This window comes from Ochrobactrum sp. A-1 (assembly GCF_022488005.1).
Taxonomy (GTDB): Bacteria; Pseudomonadota; Alphaproteobacteria; order Rhizobiales; family Rhizobiaceae; genus Brucella.
Genome location: NZ_JAKVQC010000003.1, coordinates 419,097 through 435,750, shown reverse-complemented (window position 1 = coordinate 435,750; position 16,654 = coordinate 419,097). Strand labels below are relative to the sequence as shown.

Below are 16,654 nucleotides of genomic sequence, written 5' to 3'. Positions count from 1 at the left end.
TCGATTGATTGCATCCGTTGCATTTGCTTACCCAAGCGCGCTAAAGCTTGGGCATGTTAGCCTCTCACGAGAATCTTGCCATGCTCCGTATTGCCGTTGCGCAGCTTAATCCCGTCATGGGCGATATCGCCGGAAACCTGACCAAGGCACGCGCGGCACGCGCTGAGGCCGCCAGGATGAAGGCCGATCTCATTCTGTTTACAGAGTTGTTCATCTCCGGTTATCCGCCGGAAGATCTGGTTCTGAAACCTTCCTTCCTTGCGGCATGCGAACAGGCCGTGCGCGAACTTGCTAGCGATACCGCCGATGGCGGTCCCGGTGTCATCATAGGTACACCGCTCAGCCGTGAAAGTGGACTGCATAACTCCATTGCAGTGCTGGATGGCGGCGAGATTATTGCCGAACGGTTCAAGGTCGACTTGCCGAATTATGGCGAGTTCGACGAGAAGCGCGTATTTCAGGCAGGCCCAATGCCAGGACCAATCAATTTCCGCGGTGTTCGCATTGGGATTCCAATCTGTGAAGACATTTGGGGTGAACTCGGTGTGGCGGAAACGCTGGCCGAGAGTGGCGCGGAGATTTTACTTGTACCGAACGGATCTCCCTATCACCGTGCAAAGATGGACCGGCGCCATCAGGTTGTCCTGAAGCAGGTGATCGAAACCGAATTGCCCATGGTTTATGCCAATCAGGTTGGCGGGCAGGATGAGCTGGTTTTCGATGGTGGATCGTTCGCATTCAACGCTGACCGGTCGCTTTGCCTGCAAATGCCGCAATTCGCGGAGCAGATCACGCTGACCGTCTGGCACAGAGAGAATGACGGTTGGCGCTGTGAAGAAGGTGAGAAGGCCATTCTTCCAGAAGGGCTTGAAGCTGATTATTCCGCTTGCATGCTGGGCTTGCGGGATTACGTGAACAAGAACGGCTTCAAGGATGTTGTGCTCGGCCTTTCGGGCGGCATCGACTCGGCAATCTGTGCGGCTCTGGGTGTCGATGCATTGGGCAAGGATCGCGTGCGCTGCATCATGCTGCCTTACCGCTATACATCCGATGAATCTCTGAAAGACGCGGCTGATTGTGCGAAGGCGCTCGGCGTTCGTTACGATATTGTTCCTATTTCTGCGCCAGTTGAAGGCTTTCTTGAAGCACTGCATCCGCTTTTCAAAGGAACCGAGAGCGGTGTTACGGAAGAAAACTTGCAGAGCCGTGCACGCGGCACGATTTTGATGGCCGTTTCGAACAAGTTTGGTTCGATGGTTGTCACCACCGGCAACAAGTCTGAAATGTCGGTCGGCTATGCGACGCTTTATGGCGACATGAATGGCGGGTTCAATCCGATCAAGGATGTCTACAAGATGCAGGTCTACGCGATGTCGGAGTGGCGTAACAGCCATGTACCGAACGGCGCGCTTGGCCCGTCGGCTGAGGTGATTCCACATAATATCATTTCCAAGGCGCCATCCGCTGAACTGCGTGAAAATCAGACGGATCAGGATAGCTTGCCGCCTTATCCGGTTCTCGACGATATTCTTGAATGCCTCGTCGAAAATGAAATGAGCAATACAGAGATTGCCAAACGCGGGCATCCGCTTGAGACCGTTCAGCGGATCGAGCATCTGCTCTATCTGGCTGAATACAAGCGCCGACAATCGGCGCCGGGTGTCAAAATTACCAAGAAGAATTTCGGACGCGATCGCCGCTACCCTATAACGAACCGCTTCCGCGACCGCTGAAAGACAATAAAATGACCGTAACCGTTCGTTTTGCTCCGTCGCCGACGGGCTATATTCATATTGGCAATACGCGCACAGCACTTTCAAACTGGCTGTTCGCTCAGAAGAATAGTGGCAAGTTCATTCTGCGCTATGACGACACCGATGTTGAACGCTCCCGGGAAGAATATGCGCAGGCAATTGCAGTCGATCTCGACTGGCTCGGTGTAAAACCTGATCGCATCGAATATCAGTCGAAGCGTTTCGATGTTTACAGTAAGGCAGTGGAGAAGCTCAAACAGGCCGGGTTGCTCTATGCCTGTTATGAAACGGCGGATGAGTTGGAGCGCCGTCGCAAGCTGCGTCTCGCGCGTCGTTTGCCACCGGTATATGGCCGCGAAGGACTGAAGCTGACCGAAGATGAGAGGGCCGCTTTTGAGGCTGAGGGGCGCAAGCCACACTGGCGTTTCCTGTTACCCAATTTCCAAGCCGATCCATTCAAATCTACGCGTACAGAGATACATTGGGACGATCTGGTTCGCGGTCCGCAGACTGTGGATCTGGCCTCAATGTCCGACCCTGTACTCGTGCGCGAAGACGGCACTTATCTCTATACGCTGCCATCGGTCGTAGATGATATCGATCTTGGTGTTACACACATCATCCGCGGTGACGACCATGTGACCAATACCGGCGTACAGATTGCGATTTTCGAGGCGCTGGGGGCCAAGGCTCCGATTTTCGGACACCACAATCTGCTGACGACAATTTCGGGCGAGGGGCTTTCAAAACGAACCGGTGCTCTGTCCGTCGGATCATTGCGCGAAGCTGGCTTCGAACCCATGGCAGTGGCATCACTGGCGATCCTGATTGGCACATCGGAAAGTGTATCGGCGGCATCCAATATGGAAAGCTTGGCAGAGCGCTTCGATCTAGCATCCATATCGAAATCATCGGCAAAATTCGATCCTGCCGAACTGGATACGCTCAATCGCGCTCTTCTGCACGAGATGCCGTTTTCAGAAGCTCAGCCACGCTTGGCAACATTGGGCATTTCTGGCGACAAGGCTGAGCCCTTCTGGCTGGCGGTACGGGGAAATCTTGATCGTTTCAAGGATGCGGCTCATTGGTGGTCTATCGTTGATGACGACCTGCCAGAAATACCGGATTTTCCGGAAGAGGATCGTGCTTTCCTGAAAGAGGCTTTTGCCTTGCTGCCGCCTGCTCCCTGGGACCATCAAACCTGGAAGCTCTGGACGGATACAGTGAAAGCTGCAACGGGACGCAAGGGCAAGAACCTTTTCATGCCCTTGCGGCTGGCACTTACGGGGCAGGCGCATGGTCCGGAACTGGCTGACTTGCTGGTACTGATTGGTCCGGAAAGAACTCTGACCCGACAACCCTGACTTTTGCGTTCGACGTATAGGGGCGTTCCACAGGTGGAGCTAATTTGACAGGCGCAACATAGGCCGGTGTAGTATTCGAGGTCTGCACCGTCGCAGACGACGTGTAATCCACTTTCTCTACTTCGGCAGAAGCAGGAGTTTCATAGGCAGGCATTGCAATGGTGCTGGCCATCTCATCGTGCGGCCTGGCTGTCGCTTTGAATTTCTGCCGTCGTACGAGGACAGTTTTCGATTGAGGTTTCTTAGGAGATGCGACCCAGGAGGCTTTGCACGATTTAACATATTTGGATAGGGACGGACGTCCAGCAAGCGCCATGTTCAGTTCATTGAGGCGCTCGCGCAAAGTCTGGGATTCAGTTACCACACGATCTGTTCTGGTCAGCAATTCCTTGCACTGCGCTGATTTGACCGCAGGGGTAAACAAGCTGCCCACGCAACGATTCTGTGCGGAGGTCTTTTTCAAGCGAGAAAGTTCCGCTTCCTTGCGATCAAGAGCTGACTGGGTGATGAGGTGTTGCTTCTTAAGCTGTTTTTGTTCTGCAGGCGTGCACAATTCTGCGGGCGGTATAGTCGTACAGCCAGCCAAGGCTCCAGATAATATCAAGAGTGTTGAATAAAACAGCGTTCTATTAGAATTAATTGAAATAAAAAACATGATAACCTCGACATCGATGCTGGCGATATCATGTTTGAAAAATATAGTAAATTAAATGCTAACGGCGAGTATATTCAACTATACTCGCCGAAAGAATTTTATATTAGGTATTACTAACTTAATTTATTTGAGGTTACCTTTTCTTCCGAAGTGTTTCGCCTGATTTCTGCAAGGCCTCTACCACCGCCAGCGCAGTCATATTGACGACGCCACGCGAAGTGACCGAAGGGGTCAGAATGTGTGCGGGGCGTGCCGCGCCAAGCAAAATTGGGCCCACATGCAGGGCGTCCGTAACCATCTTGACCACGTTCAGCGTGATGTTTGCCGCATCAAGGTTCGGGAAAACAAGAAGATTGGCTTCGCCCTTCAATCGCGAATTCGGGAACACGCGATCACGCAGCGCCTGCGAGAGAGCGGAATCACCATGCATTTCACCATCGGATTCGAGTTCCGGCGCTTTTTCTGCGAGAATTGCCGCAGCTTCACGCATCTTTTCTGCGCTAGCAGATTCTTTCGACCCAAAATTCGAATGCGATACCAAAGCTGCCTTTGGCTCGATGCCGAAGCGGCTGATTTCCTTTGCAGCGAGAATTGCCATTTCAGCCACTTCGTTTGCGCTCGGTTCAACGTTTACATAAGTGTCTGTGAGGAAGAGGGCGCCACGTTGCGAAATGAGCAGGCTCAAAGCGGAATAGTCACGGATACCGGGAACCTTGCCGATAATCTGGCGCACGACACGCAGATGGCGTTCGAAGCGACCTTCAAGACCACAGATCATGGCGTCCGCCTCGTCGCGCATAACGGCAAGAGCTGCAATCGCAGTGGAATTCGTGCGGACGATGGTGCGTGCCGCCTCCGGCGTTACGCCCTGTCTGCCAGTATATGAGAGGTACAGGTCGACATAATCGCGATAGCGCGGGTCGTCTTCAGGATTGATGAGTTCAAAATCCGTTCCCGGACGAATCTTGAGGCCGTAGCGACGCAGCCGGGTTTCAATGACCTGCGGGCGTCCAACGAGAATCGGAGCCGCAATGCGCTCTTCGATCACGACCTGCGCAGCACGGAGCACGCGTTCATCTTCACCGTCAGCATAAATAATACGCTTCGGCTTTTCCTGCGCACGGGCTGCGGCAAAAACCGGCTTCATGATGAGGCCCGAGCGAAAGACGAAGCGGTTCAGACGATCAAGATAGGCTTCCATGTCTTCGATCGGACGTGTGGCCACGCCTGTATCCATGGCCGCCTTGGCCACTGCCGGGGCTATACGGAGAATCAGGCGCTGATCAAACGGCGATGGGATGATATAGTCTGGCCCGAAAGTTGGCGTGTCGCCGGAATAAGCGCGCGCTGCAACGTCAGATGGCTCCTCACGGGCTAGTGCAGCAATGGCGCGAACAGCCGCCAGCTTCATCTCTTCGTTAATTGCAGTCGCACCAACATCGAGGGCGCCGCGGAAGATATACGGGAAGCAGAGAACGTTGTTGACCTGGTTCGGATAATCCGAACGTCCGGTGCAAATCATGGCATCGGCGCGGGCCGCACGAGCCTCTTCCGGCATGATTTCCGGCTTCGGATTGGCGAGCGCCATGATAAGCGGATTCTCAGCCATCTGCTTCAGAAGTTCAGGCTTCAACACACCGGCAGCCGAAAGACCGAGGAAAACGTCAGCGCCGCCAATGACATCGGCCAGAACGCGCGCGTCGGTCTTCTGTGCGTAGACTTCCTTCCAGCGATCCATCAACGTATTGCGGCCTTCGTAGACAACGCCTTCAAGATCGCAGACCCAGATGTTTTCGCGCTTCGCGCCGAGATTGACGAGAAGGTTGAGACACGCAAGGGCCGCAGCGCCGGCGCCTGACGTAACAATCTTGGCGTCGTTGATTTTCTTGCCGGCAAGTTCGAGACCATTCAAGACCGCCGATGCGACGATGATCGCCGTGCCGTGTTGGTCATCATGAAAGACTGGAATGTTCATCTTTGCGCGAAGCTGTTCTTCAACCTCGAAGCACTCAGGCGCTTTGATATCCTCCAGATTGATCCCACCGAAAGTTGGCTCCAAAGCAGCCACAACGTCAACAATGCGATCGATTTCGTGAGCATCGATTTCGATGTCAAATACGTCGATGTCAGCAAATTTCTTGAAGAGAACGGCTTTGCCTTCCATCACCGGTTTGGAAGCGAGAGCGCCAATGTTGCCAAGGCCAAGAACCGCGGTGCCGTTTGATACGACAGCAACGAGATTGCCGCGGGCAGTGTATTCAGCAGCAGTTGCCGGATCTTCGTGGATTGCGAGGCAGGGAGCGGCTACGCCGGGCGAATAAGCCAGCGCCAGATCGCGCTGGTTGCCAAGCGGCTTCGTCGCCTGAATTTCCAGCTTCCCGGGCTTCGGATAACGATGGAAGAACAGAGCTGCTTCATCAAAATCCGAACGGGAAGTGGAAGGTGTTTTCTTGGTCATGGTCGCATCGCTTTCCAAAATCTTTTGTGCAGGGCAAAAGCTCGTTTGCACTCGGCGGGTGTGGTATTTGCTTACAAGTTCCGCACACGACTTCCGCACACTGGGCCATTATTGTTATTAGTCCATTAGCTCAAATCTCAGTAGGCCCGTTTTCGAGAATGAGTTTTTCCAAATTTGCAGATCTATCGTTTGATGCTGTTAAAACGCACTTTGATACGCGCCGCCATCGATAACGAGATTCTGCCCGGTAATGAACCCGGAATGTTCCGAGCAAAGGAAAGCGCAGGCCTGACCGAATTCTTTTGGCTGACCGATTCTTCCTGCGGGAATCGCCGATGCCCGCTTCGCAGCCTCTGCCTCCGGTGTCGTACCATTTTTCTGGGCCGAGAATGCAAAACCACCGCGCAGACGATCCGTATCGAAGGCGCCAGGAAGGATATTGTTGATCGTCACATTCGAGGCAGCGACCGTGCGGGCAACACCAGCAAGAAATGCCGTCAAGCCAGCACGGGCTCCCGATGAGAGATCCAGTCCGGGAATAGGAGCGTATACGGATGTCGATGTGATGTTGACGATGCGGCCAAAACGACGCTCGACCATCCCATTGATAACCGCTTTGATCAGCTCTATGGGCGTAACCATATTTTGCGTCACACCTTGAAGGATGGCGTCGCGATCAAGAAGACGGAAATCCTTGAAAGCCGGACCACCATTGTTGTTGACGAGAATGTCTGGTGCAGGGCAGGCGGAAAGCAGTTCCGCCTGTCCTTCAGCAGTAGATACGTCCGCAGCAACCGCCTCAACCTTCACGCCAAACATATGGCGAATTCTCTCCGCTGTTGTAGTGAGGGTTTCTTTATTTCGTCCGTTAAGAACGAGATCACATCCAGCTTCGGCAAGCGCCTCTGCGCAGGCCCGTCCAAGCCCCTTGCTCGAAGCGCACACAATTGCTTTTCGACCCTTCAGGCCCAAGTCCACAGCTCGATCCTCGCATTTTGTTCAAGTTTTAGAGACATGCCACCAAGCAAGCGGTCCGATCAACCGGATTCTGGTTCATGGGTGCATATGTCCACCTTTTACAGGCGGAAAATACTGGCCTTGCGAACAAGATTTAGTGAACTTCTCTATTCAAGAGGCGGAGTAAATTCCGCTCTTGGTCGTATCAGCGATCCGCTATCCACCTGTTCCAAGGCATGGGCCAGCCAGCCGACGATACGCGCAAGCGCAAACAGAAGCAGTGGCGCGTCCGGTGGCAGATCGTAGACTTCTGTTGCGGCTGCAAGCGCGAAGTCGACATTCGGCTTCTCACCAAGAATGTTCGCTGCGCTTTGTTCCAGATCGCGGTAGGGTGCAGGTAGCTCCAGATGTTCAAGCAATGCGGAGGCGCGAGCATCCCCCATTTCGCGATAGAGCGGATGACCGAAGAAGTGGAATTGCGTGCCTTGTCTGAGTTTGTCTTTGATCGCCGCTTCCGATCCGATCTGCCGGGTCTTTATAACTATCGCAGCCGCTGCGGCTGCGGCACGGCCATGCCGAGGGCCGATCAATGTTGATAATCCTGCGAGAACTGTCGCCGAAAGCGGCGCACCTGTTGAAGCGGCAACGCGGGTGGCGAATGCCGACGCATTGAGTTCATGATCCGCCAGAAGCACAAGAATGCGTCGGATAACATCGCTTGCCTGCGGCTTTTTCCAGGCCAGCGCAATGCGCTCATGCATTGGCATACTGGATGCAGAAACACCAAGAACGGTATTGTGGAACAGCCGCAGCAAATCGAAAGCTTCCTGCTGCAGAATTGCTGCTGAACGTCCTGAACTCGGCAGATCATTTGCAGCGCGAAGGCCAAAAACAGCAAACAACCGTTCTAGTGGTGTACTGCCGATTTGGTGGCCATCCAAATTCGTTTCATTGTCACCGCTAGTTATGTTGTCGAAATCCATCTGCCATAGTAATGCCGCCACTTCTTCCAATGTAGCGGTTTCAGATAGTTCGGCAGCGTCAAACCCACGATAGAGAAGCCGACCATCCGTGATGGTTGAAATGCCCGAGCGCATGATTGGCAGTCCCCAACGAATAGTGTCGGCTGCAACGACACTATCTCTCTTGCGACCGGGGCGTCTGCCAGCCAGACGATGAACATCCTCTGATCGATAGAGACTGCGTCTAGGATCATCAGGCAATGGCTTCGACAGAATGCGGCCGCGGCTCACATTCGCGTAAAGGGTCTGAGGCTTCGTCTGAAGAACGGCAAGGGCCTCTTCCGCTGTTAGCCAGTCCAATATTGCCCCCTACATTGATCTATTTCATCAAGATTGACGTCAACTATACTTGGATTCAATGTCGAAAGGCAAACAAGGAGAACGATCATGAATAGCGGACTTGAAGATGTGATTGCTGCTGAAACCGTGCTGTCTGATGTTGATGGGCTTGCAGGCCGGCTGGTTATTCGCGGTCGGTCGCTGGACGATCTGGTTCCGCAAAGCAGCGTTGAAGACGGAATCGAGCTTTTGTGGGATGGTTTTTTCGAAAATCTACCCCAAGGTGCAGAATTACAGAAAGCTCTCGGTGAGGCGCGCTTGCAGATGTTTAATCATACGGACGCGCTTGATGATACGTTGATGGAACTATCACCTGTTGAAACGCTCCGCGCATTGATGGCTCGCATTCCTGATGTGGACGATCTGACTGCGGCCTTATATCTGATGGCTGCGCCGGCAGTTTTCACGACTGCTATTCTGCGTGCACACAAGGGACGACGTCCTGTTCGTCCTGATCCGACACTTCCGCATAGCGCAGATATCCTCCGCATGATGAATGCTGGAATGCCCCATGAAGCAGAAGTTGCCGCGCTAGACACTTATCTCATGACGGTTTCCGACCACGGATTGAACGCATCAACTTTTGCCGCACGCGTCGTAGCATCGACGCGTGCCGGTTTGACATCTTCGCTGCTTGCTGCGCTCAGCGCCTTAAAAGGGCCGCTGCACGGCGGTGCTCCGGGACCTGTACTCGATATGCTGGACGCGATCGGGAGTCCCGACAACGCCGAACGATGGCTCGAAACCGCTGTCGCGAATGGAGAACGATTGATGGGGTTCGGTCACCGGGTTTATCGTGTACGCGATCCTCGCGCCGATGCTTTGAAGGGGGCATTGAAACGCATGGAAATTGTTGGACACGAGCGCGGAAAACATCGCGTAGAACTGGCCGAAGCTGTGGAAAAGGCCGCCATTGCGGTTCTCAAACGCCATAAGCCAGATCGTTCTCTCGAAACCAATGTCGAGTTTTATACCGCTCTGTTGCTTGAACGGCTAGGTTTCCCACGCGAAGCTTTCACCTGTGTTTTCGCCATGGGAAGAACCATGGGCTGGGTGGCTCATTGTCGTGAACAGGTGGCAGCCAACAAGCTCATTCGCCCGCAGTCACGTTATGTTGGTCCACTTATAGGGCTCGTTGCCTAGCGCTTACAACACGGAGAGGCGCGGACATTGCTCTCTGCGCCTCAAAACAGACCGTCATAACCCTGTGACATGAATCGGGTTTTCTGCGCTCAGATCAGGTTGCCATTGAAGGGGACAACCCAATGAGCACGGACGCTCCACAACCCAGAAAACTCCGAACCCTGTTTATCTCGGATGTCCATCTTGGTTCCAAGGCCGCACAGGCCGAATTACTTTTGGATTTTCTCCGTTATCATGAAGCTGAGACGATTTATCTCGTAGGGGATATTGTCGATGGCTGGCGTCTGCGGCGCAACTGGCATTGGCCTCAAGAACACAATGACGTAGTCCAGAAACTGCTCCGCAAAAGCCGAAAGGGCGCCAATATCATCTACATCGCGGGTAATCACGACGAGTTCCTGCGAAATTTCCAAGGGACGCACTTCGGCGGCATCGAAGTCATGAACCGGGCTATCCACGAAACAGCAGATGGCCGCAAGTTTCTCGTTATTCATGGCGATCAGTTTGACGTGGTGGTGCGCAATGCACGCTTTATCGCTTATCTGGGCGATTGGGCCTACGATACGGCGATCTGGATAAATACGGTTATGAGCCGTGTGCGCTCGCTGTTCGGTCTACGCTACTGGTCATTTTCGGCTTGGGCAAAATTCCGCGTCAAAAAAGCAGTTAATTTCATCGGTCAGTTTGAAAATGTGGTTTCGGAAGAAGCTCAACGTATCGGGGTCAATGGTGTAATCTGCGGCCATATCCATCACGCTACAATCGAAAGTATGAATGGCGTCGAGTACATCAATACTGGCGACTGGGTGGAAAGCTGTACGGCCGTGATCGAACATTTCGATGGTCGGATGGAACTTATCAAGTGGACCGAACGCCGTGATCGCCGCTCGACAACAGGGAGTGTCAACTCCGATGGCGAAGAGCCTGACGAGGGCAGAGTGATCCAGCTTCCCCGCCCAGCTCGTGAACTGGCGGCCTTCCGCTAATGAAGAAAATCGTCATCGTCACCGACGCTTGGCATCCTCAAGTCAACGGCGTCGTACGCACGCTGACCAAATGTCGTGATCTGATGATTGAGCGCGGATACGACGTCACAGTCATATCGCCGCTCGATTATAGATCGGTTCCATGTCCCACTTATCCAGAGATCCGCCTCGCGTTGACGACGCCAGGTGCCTTAAGACGGCGCTTGACAACTTTGAGCCCGGATTTTGTGCACATCGCAACTGAGGGGCCGCTGGGGTTCATGGCACGACGTGCCTGCCTGAAAATGGATTGGTCTTTCACGACAAGCTTTCACACGCGGTTTCCAGAGTATCTGGAAGAACGTTTTCCCATCCCGCCACACTGGACCTATGCATTTTTGCAGCGTTTTCATAATGCTGCTCAGCACACGCTGGTACCAACCCAATCTATTCTCGATGATCTCAAAGCGCGAGGCTTTATACGGCTGGACCTCTGGACAAGAGGTGTTGATCGTACATTATTTTATCCTCGACCCGAGGTAACCAAGGATATGCCCCGACCAGTATTCATCTGCGTCGGACGTGTTGCCGCAGAAAAGAACCTACCGGCATTTTTGGAACTTGATCTTCCCGGCACAAAGCTGATCGTCGGAGATGGTCCCTCCCTCAAAGACTTGCAGATGCGGTTTCCAGAGGCAGTGTTTGTTGGGAAACGTGAAGGCGAGGCGTTGGCCAAAACGTATGCTGCGGCTGATGTGTTTGTTTTCCCGAGCCGTACTGACACCTTTGGTCTCGTTTTGCTTGAAGCGATAGCCTCCGGTTTACCGGTTGCGGCGTACCCGGTCCCAGGATCGCGGGATGTTGTTGGCGCAACCGGTGCGGGTGTTCTCTCCGAAAATCTCGGGGAGGCATGTCTTGCCGCTCTGCAAATGGAGCCATTTGAACCCGGGCAAGTTCTCAAAAAATTCACCTGGGATGCTTGTGCTGATATTTTTGAGGATGCTCTCGCTCCAATCCACGAAACTGCGAGCGAGGGCTTTCGGCGTACAGGTCAGCCCCAGACTGCGGCTTCCGGTGGATAAACCATTGCGCCGTCATAGCGCAGTCCTGGCTCGCGATCATGGGCGAGCAGCAAAGGGCCATCAAGGTCAACCACATTAGCTTTCTGAGCAAGCAGAACTGCAGGTGCCATGCCGAGCGACGTGCCGACCATACAGCCGACCATGATTTGAAGACCGAGATTAATTGCTTTGTCTCGCATGACAAGTCCCTCGGTCAGCCCGCCAGCCTTATCAAGCTTTACATTGATGGCGTCATAACGCCTGGCAAGTTCCTCCAGGCCAACCGCCGTATGAACGCTTTCGTCGGCGCAAATGGTGACGGGACGCTCAATTTTTCTGAGAATATGATCGTTGTCTGACGGCAGCGGTTGTTCGATAAATACCACGCCTGCGTCAGCTGCCGCACGCATGTTCTCTGCTATATTGTCTGCCGTCCAGCCTTCGTTTGCATCGATGATGATGCGGCTATTCGGAGCTGCCCTGGTGACTGCGTGGATTTTTTCAATATCGTTTTCACCGCCCATCTTGACCTTGATGAGTGGATAGTGAGCGACCTTCGCTGCCGATTCCGCCATTTCGGTAGCCGTGCCGAGCGAAACGGTGATAGCGGTTTCAAGCGGACGGGTTGGTATACCGAGCATTTCAGCAACGCTTCTGCCCGACGTCTTTGCTTCCAGATCCCAAAAAGCACAATCAATCGCGTTGCGAGCAGCGCCAGCTGGCATCAAAGTCTGGATATCCTGCCGCGTGGCACCAGCTTCGATGGCAGAGCGAGCAGCTTCAATCTGGGTACTCACGCTTTCAATGCTTTCGCCGTAGCGTGCATATGGAACGCATTCGCCGCGCCCTTGATGGAGACCGTTGCCAATCACGCACACAACAACAGCGGCTTCCGTCTTGGAGCCTCTGGAGATTGTGAATTTTCCGGCGATGGGATAGCGTTCGATGATGATATTCAAGGTATTGTGCATATAGATGCCCTCTGGGACCCAGTATTTCGGTCGTTCAACGACTCGTATATGAGGTAGGCCATGTTGACCGACACTGCCGACAAAGCAAGAGTTACCGACAATCCTGCGCCAAAGATTGATTGGGCGGAGCAAGACGGTGCGCGCCATATCCGGTTAAGCGGTCGTTGGGTGTCGCAGAGCGTCAATCTTGTTGACGACAAAATGCGCGACCTTGAGAGAACGGACGAGCACAAAGCAACAATCATCGATGTTTCTGCCATAACCGGTCTAGATACAGCAGGTGCTTGGCTAATTGAACGCTTGCGGCAGCGTCTAGTTGCAAAGAACGCGGAAGCGCAGCTTGAGGGGGTGCGTCAATCCTGGCTTCCTCTAATGGAGGAAGTGGGGCAGGCTGTAGAGCGCACTCTGGATATTCCACGTCAGAAAAAGCCTTTCTTTTTCATTTCGTTTTTGGCCGCGCTTGGCGGTGGCGTTATCTCGATGGGTAACGACTTCAAGATGGCCATGCATATCCTGGGTGCCACCATCCGCGGAGCTCAGCTGAAATACGGACGCGGAAGCGGGATCCCCATTGCCGCCATCGTTACACAGATGGACCGTATGGGCGTCGGCGCGATTCCCATCATCATTCTGATGTCGACAATCGTTGGCGCGATCATCGCCCAACAGGGTGCATTTCAGTTGCGCTATTTCGGTGCGGAAATCTTTGTTGTCGATCTGGTCGGTATTTTGGTGTTGCGCGAACTCGGAGTGCTACTGACAGCGATCATGATTGCCGGCCGTTCAGGTAGCGCGATCACAGCCGAAATCGGCTCCATGAAAATGCGTGAGGAAACGGATGCTCTAACGGTTATCGGCCTCAATCCGGTAGGTGTTCTGGTTTTTCCCCGTCTTGTAGCACTAGTCATAGTCCTGCCATTGCTCACCATCATTTCCGACCTGGCTGCGCTGATCGGGGCAGGCGGCGTCGCATGGTTCTATTCCAATATTTCACCTGATGCTTTCATCAGCCGTTTGCACGATGCAGTCGCTTTGAACACTTATTTTGCGGGACTTATCAAAGCTCCGTTCATGGCAATGATCATTGGTATTCTCGCTTCAGTAGAAGGCATGAAGGTCGGTGGCAGTGCAGAATCGCTTGGTCGCCGCGTCACGGCTTCTGTTGTTAAAGCCATTTTTGTCGTTATTGTCGTGGATGGTATGTTCGCGATGTTCTATGCGGCAATTAATTTTTAGAAACGACTTATGTTCTTTGTTTTTAATGGGTTCTTTGAGACACAGTTGCACAGAAAATTGACCCTTCAATCATGTTCAACGGTTCAGTCCGAAGCCAAGCTCGGTTAAAGAATGGTTATGGAGAACGGCATCGACCACCGGTCGCAACCGCAGGACGAAGACAATCGCCAGACGGCCGTGCCGATGATCTCGGTGCGCGACGTGACGGTTTCGTTCGGGCGACAGACAGTGCTCGACAAGCTGTCGCTTGAGATTTACCAGGGCGAGGTTCTTGGCTTCATCGGTCCTTCCGGATCGGGCAAATCCGTTTTGATGCGGACCATTCTCGGTCTCAACAAGAAACAGTCGGGTGAGATCGAGATTCTCGGCCGCAACATCGATCAGCTGAATGAACTGGAAAAAATGTCCATCGACATGCGTATGGGCGTCCTGTTCCAGCACGGCGCATTATTCTCGGCATTGAATGTTCTCGAAAACATTCAGGTTCCGATGCGTGAATATCTCGATCTGTCCCCGAAGCTGATGGACGAGCTGGCGCGACTTAAAATCGATCTTGTCGGTTTGAAGCCTGACACGGCAGAAAAATTTCCGTCTGAATTGTCCGGCGGCATGATCAAGCGTGCCGCGCTTGCGCGTGCGCTGGCCCTGGATCCAGATATTCTGTTTCTGGATGAGCCGACATCGGGTCTCGATCCCATCGGTGCTGCAGAGTTTGACGATCTGATTGCCAATCTGCGGGATACGATGGGCCTGACCGTCTATATGGTCACCCATGATCTCGATAGTCTTTTTGCAATTTGCGACCGGATTGCCGTTCTTGGAAACAAGAAAGTACTCGTCAGCGGCACCATTGAAGACATGCTGACGGTGGACGATCCGTGGGTTAAATCCTATTTTCGGGGCAAGCGTGCGCGCCAGATCGATCCATCAGCGCCAACGAGACGGCGGCCCGGCAGCCGCTTGCAGACTGGATAAGATATGGAAACTAAAGCCAATTACGTACTGGTGGGTGTGTTTACGCTGATCGTCAGCCTGTTGGCTTTCGCATTCGTGTTCTGGATCGCCCGTTTCGGGGAAGCACGCGATTCTCTGGAGCTCGATGTTCGCATCCCGGGTTCTGTTACCGGCCTCTCGATCGGAAGTCAGGTCCTGTTTAACGGTATCAAGGTTGGCGATGTTCGGGCGCTGCATCTTGATGAGACCAATCCGGAAATGGTGATCGTCAAAACGCGCGTCAACGCGACGACGCCTATTACCCGCTCAACCGCAGCAACTCTCGGTTTTCAGGGGCTGACGGGGCAGGCTTATATTGAACTGAAGGGTGGGCGCCTCGATGAACCCAATCTTCTGACCGAGGCCGCAAAGGAGGATACGGTTGCCCGTATCGATGCCGATCCATCTGCCGTCAACAATCTCCTTGCTACTGCGCAGGATATCGCCGCACGTGCAAATTCAGTGCTCGGTCAGCTGGAAGGCTTTGTGAAGGATGCTCGTGGACCACTGACAGATACAATCAACAACACGAAGACTTTCACGGACGCGCTGGCGAAGAACGCCAACATTATAGAAGAACTTGGCGAGAACACCGGAAACATCAACCAGATCGTCACTGACGCCAAGGATATGATGGCGCGTTTGAACGCTGCTTCCGTGCGTGTGGATGACATTCTGGCGAAGACTGACAAGCTTCTGTCGAGTGACGACAAGGATGGCGTTGTTGCACAAGCGAAGGCAACACTAGAATCTATCCGTCAAACGTCAGACAATCTCGACAAGCGGTTGGGGCCGATTGCGGATAATCTCCAGCGTTTTTCAGGACAGGGGCTGCGTGATGTGCAATCCGTCGTCGTGGACAGCCGTCGTTCCATACAGCGCATAGAACAGGCAATTACTGATCTTGAGCGCAATCCCCAGCGCCTGATCTTCGGCGGTCAGGGGAATGTACCGAAATATGACGGGAGGACACGCCATTGATTTCCAGAGTCAGTCATATTGAAATGAGATCACCTCGCGCCGCTCGTCGCACAGTTCCGGTTCTTATTGGCCTGCTCCTTGCTGGCTGCGGGACGACAACACCGCTTGACACATTCAATCTGTCGGCACCGCAACCTGGCATATCTTCGCCAAGCCGTAAGAGCACACAGTTGCTGGTTCCGACGCCAACGGCTCTCAAGGCGCTCGATAGCGAGAATATTGTCGTCAGCTCCGCACCTGGCTCCATTGAATATCTAAAGGGCGCCCAATGGGGCGACAGGCTGACGAACATCGTGCAGTCACGTCTGGTTCAGGCTTATGAAAATACTGGCGTGTTTGGCGGAATTGGTCGTCCGGGAGATGGGCTGGCGATCAATTATCAGATACTGACCGATTTGCGTATGTTCGGAATTCAGGCTTACGCGTCGCCTAAGCTCGCCGTGGTTGAACTGGCCGTAAAGCTGATGAACGACAAGAATGGTGAAGTCCGTGCAACCCGTGTGTTCCGTACGGCTATCCAGGTAAACGGGACAACGAATGCAGCCTACGTGAAAGCGCTCGATGCAGCTTTTGAGCGGACTGCAAGCGAGATCGTAAGCTGGACAGTGACAGCGCTTTAAACCGAGACAAAGATAAAACAACAAAAAAGGTCGGCGTGTTGCGTCGACCTTTTTTCTTGAACGGAACCAACCGTTGTAATCTCTGCCGGACGAACAAAAACGCGGCCCTCAGGCCGCGTTTTTTGAATTATAGTC

14 protein-coding genes are annotated in these 16,654 nt (G+C 53.4%); 9 read left to right on the top strand and 5 right to left on the bottom strand.

Annotation, left to right across the window (positions count from 1 at the left end):
- The first annotated feature begins 53 nt into the window (after window positions 1–53).
- Window positions 54–1,733 carry an NAD+ synthase gene (locus tag MKS82_RS03810; RefSeq protein WP_109988174.1) on the top strand — a complete coding sequence of 560 codons (1,680 nt, stop codon included), beginning with the start codon at window positions 54–56 and terminating at the stop codon, window positions 1,731–1,733.
- An 11-nt stretch (window positions 1,734–1,744) separates the two neighbouring features.
- Window positions 1,745–3,118 (top strand): glutamate--tRNA ligase, encoded by a 1,374-nt coding sequence (gene gltX, locus MKS82_RS03805; RefSeq protein WP_109988173.1) that lies wholly within the window; start codon window positions 1,745–1,747, stop codon window positions 3,116–3,118.
- Here gltX and MKS82_RS03800 read toward each other — a convergent pair.
- The 4 genes from MKS82_RS03800 to MKS82_RS03785 all read right to left on the bottom strand — a co-directional run bounded on the left by MKS82_RS03800 (window position 3,036) and on the right by MKS82_RS03785 (window position 8,510).
- Entirely contained in the window at window positions 3,036–3,773 is a 738-nt protein-coding gene (locus MKS82_RS03800; RefSeq protein WP_109988172.1) for a hypothetical protein, read from the bottom strand. The genes gltX and MKS82_RS03800 overlap by 83 nt on opposite strands.
- Before the next feature lie 133 nt (window positions 3,774–3,906).
- The gene (locus MKS82_RS03795; RefSeq protein WP_109988171.1) at window positions 3,907–6,231 is read right to left on the bottom strand and encodes an NADP-dependent malic enzyme; all 2,325 of its coding nucleotides are present in this window, start codon (window positions 6,229–6,231) and stop codon (window positions 3,907–3,909) included.
- A gap of 198 nt (window positions 6,232–6,429) precedes the next feature.
- Complete coding sequence (locus tag MKS82_RS03790) at window positions 6,430–7,209, bottom strand: SDR family oxidoreductase (RefSeq protein ID WP_109988170.1); 780 nt, start codon at window positions 7,207–7,209, stop codon at window positions 6,430–6,432.
- Between the two features lie 146 nt (window positions 7,210–7,355).
- A complete protein-coding gene (locus MKS82_RS03785; protein ID WP_109988169.1) occupies window positions 7,356–8,510 on the bottom strand; it encodes a citrate synthase in 1,155 nt (384 codons plus the stop codon).
- 87 nt (window positions 8,511–8,597) lie between these two features.
- Between MKS82_RS03785 and MKS82_RS03780 the strand changes: the two genes are divergently transcribed.
- The 3 genes from MKS82_RS03780 (at window position 8,598) to MKS82_RS03770 (ending at window position 11,739) form a co-directional block, all read left to right on the top strand.
- Window positions 8,598–9,692 (top strand): citrate synthase/methylcitrate synthase, encoded by a 1,095-nt coding sequence (locus MKS82_RS03780; RefSeq protein ID WP_109988168.1) that lies wholly within the window; start codon window positions 8,598–8,600, stop codon window positions 9,690–9,692.
- A 122-nt stretch (window positions 9,693–9,814) separates the two neighbouring features.
- Complete coding sequence (locus MKS82_RS03775; protein WP_109988167.1) at window positions 9,815–10,678, top strand: UDP-2,3-diacylglucosamine diphosphatase; 864 nt, start codon at window positions 9,815–9,817, stop codon at window positions 10,676–10,678.
- Window positions 10,678–11,739 carry a glycosyltransferase family 4 protein gene (locus MKS82_RS03770; RefSeq protein WP_109988166.1) on the top strand — a complete coding sequence of 354 codons (1,062 nt, stop codon included), beginning with the start codon at window positions 10,678–10,680 and terminating at the stop codon, window positions 11,737–11,739. Before MKS82_RS03775 ends, MKS82_RS03770 begins: the two co-directional genes overlap by 1 nt.
- On the opposite strand, the gene dgcA is transcribed toward MKS82_RS03770, so the two are convergent.
- A complete protein-coding gene (dgcA, locus tag MKS82_RS03765; RefSeq protein WP_109988165.1) occupies window positions 11,709–12,689 on the bottom strand; it encodes an N-acetyl-D-Glu racemase DgcA in 981 nt (326 codons plus the stop codon). The two genes, MKS82_RS03770 and dgcA, sit on opposite strands and share 31 nt — an antisense overlap.
- Window positions 12,690–12,749: 60 nt before the next feature.
- Here dgcA and MKS82_RS03760 point away from each other — a divergent pair, with 60 nt between their 5' ends.
- From MKS82_RS03760 to MKS82_RS03745, 4 genes are all read left to right on the top strand, one after another.
- Entirely contained in the window at window positions 12,750–13,925 is a 1,176-nt protein-coding gene (locus MKS82_RS03760) for an ABC transporter permease (RefSeq protein WP_109988164.1), read from the top strand.
- A gap of 111 nt (window positions 13,926–14,036) precedes the next feature.
- Complete coding sequence (locus tag MKS82_RS03755; protein WP_109988163.1) at window positions 14,037–14,900, top strand: ABC transporter ATP-binding protein; 864 nt, start codon at window positions 14,037–14,039, stop codon at window positions 14,898–14,900.
- A gap of 3 nt (window positions 14,901–14,903) precedes the next feature.
- A complete protein-coding gene (locus MKS82_RS03750) occupies window positions 14,904–15,899 on the top strand; it encodes an MlaD family protein (RefSeq protein ID WP_109988162.1) in 996 nt (331 codons plus the stop codon).
- A 23-nt stretch (window positions 15,900–15,922) separates the two neighbouring features.
- Window positions 15,923–16,519, top strand: coding sequence for an ABC-type transport auxiliary lipoprotein family protein (locus MKS82_RS03745; RefSeq protein ID WP_419190841.1), 597 nt, complete (start codon window positions 15,923–15,925; stop codon window positions 16,517–16,519).
- Window positions 16,520–16,654 lie beyond the last annotated feature (135 nt).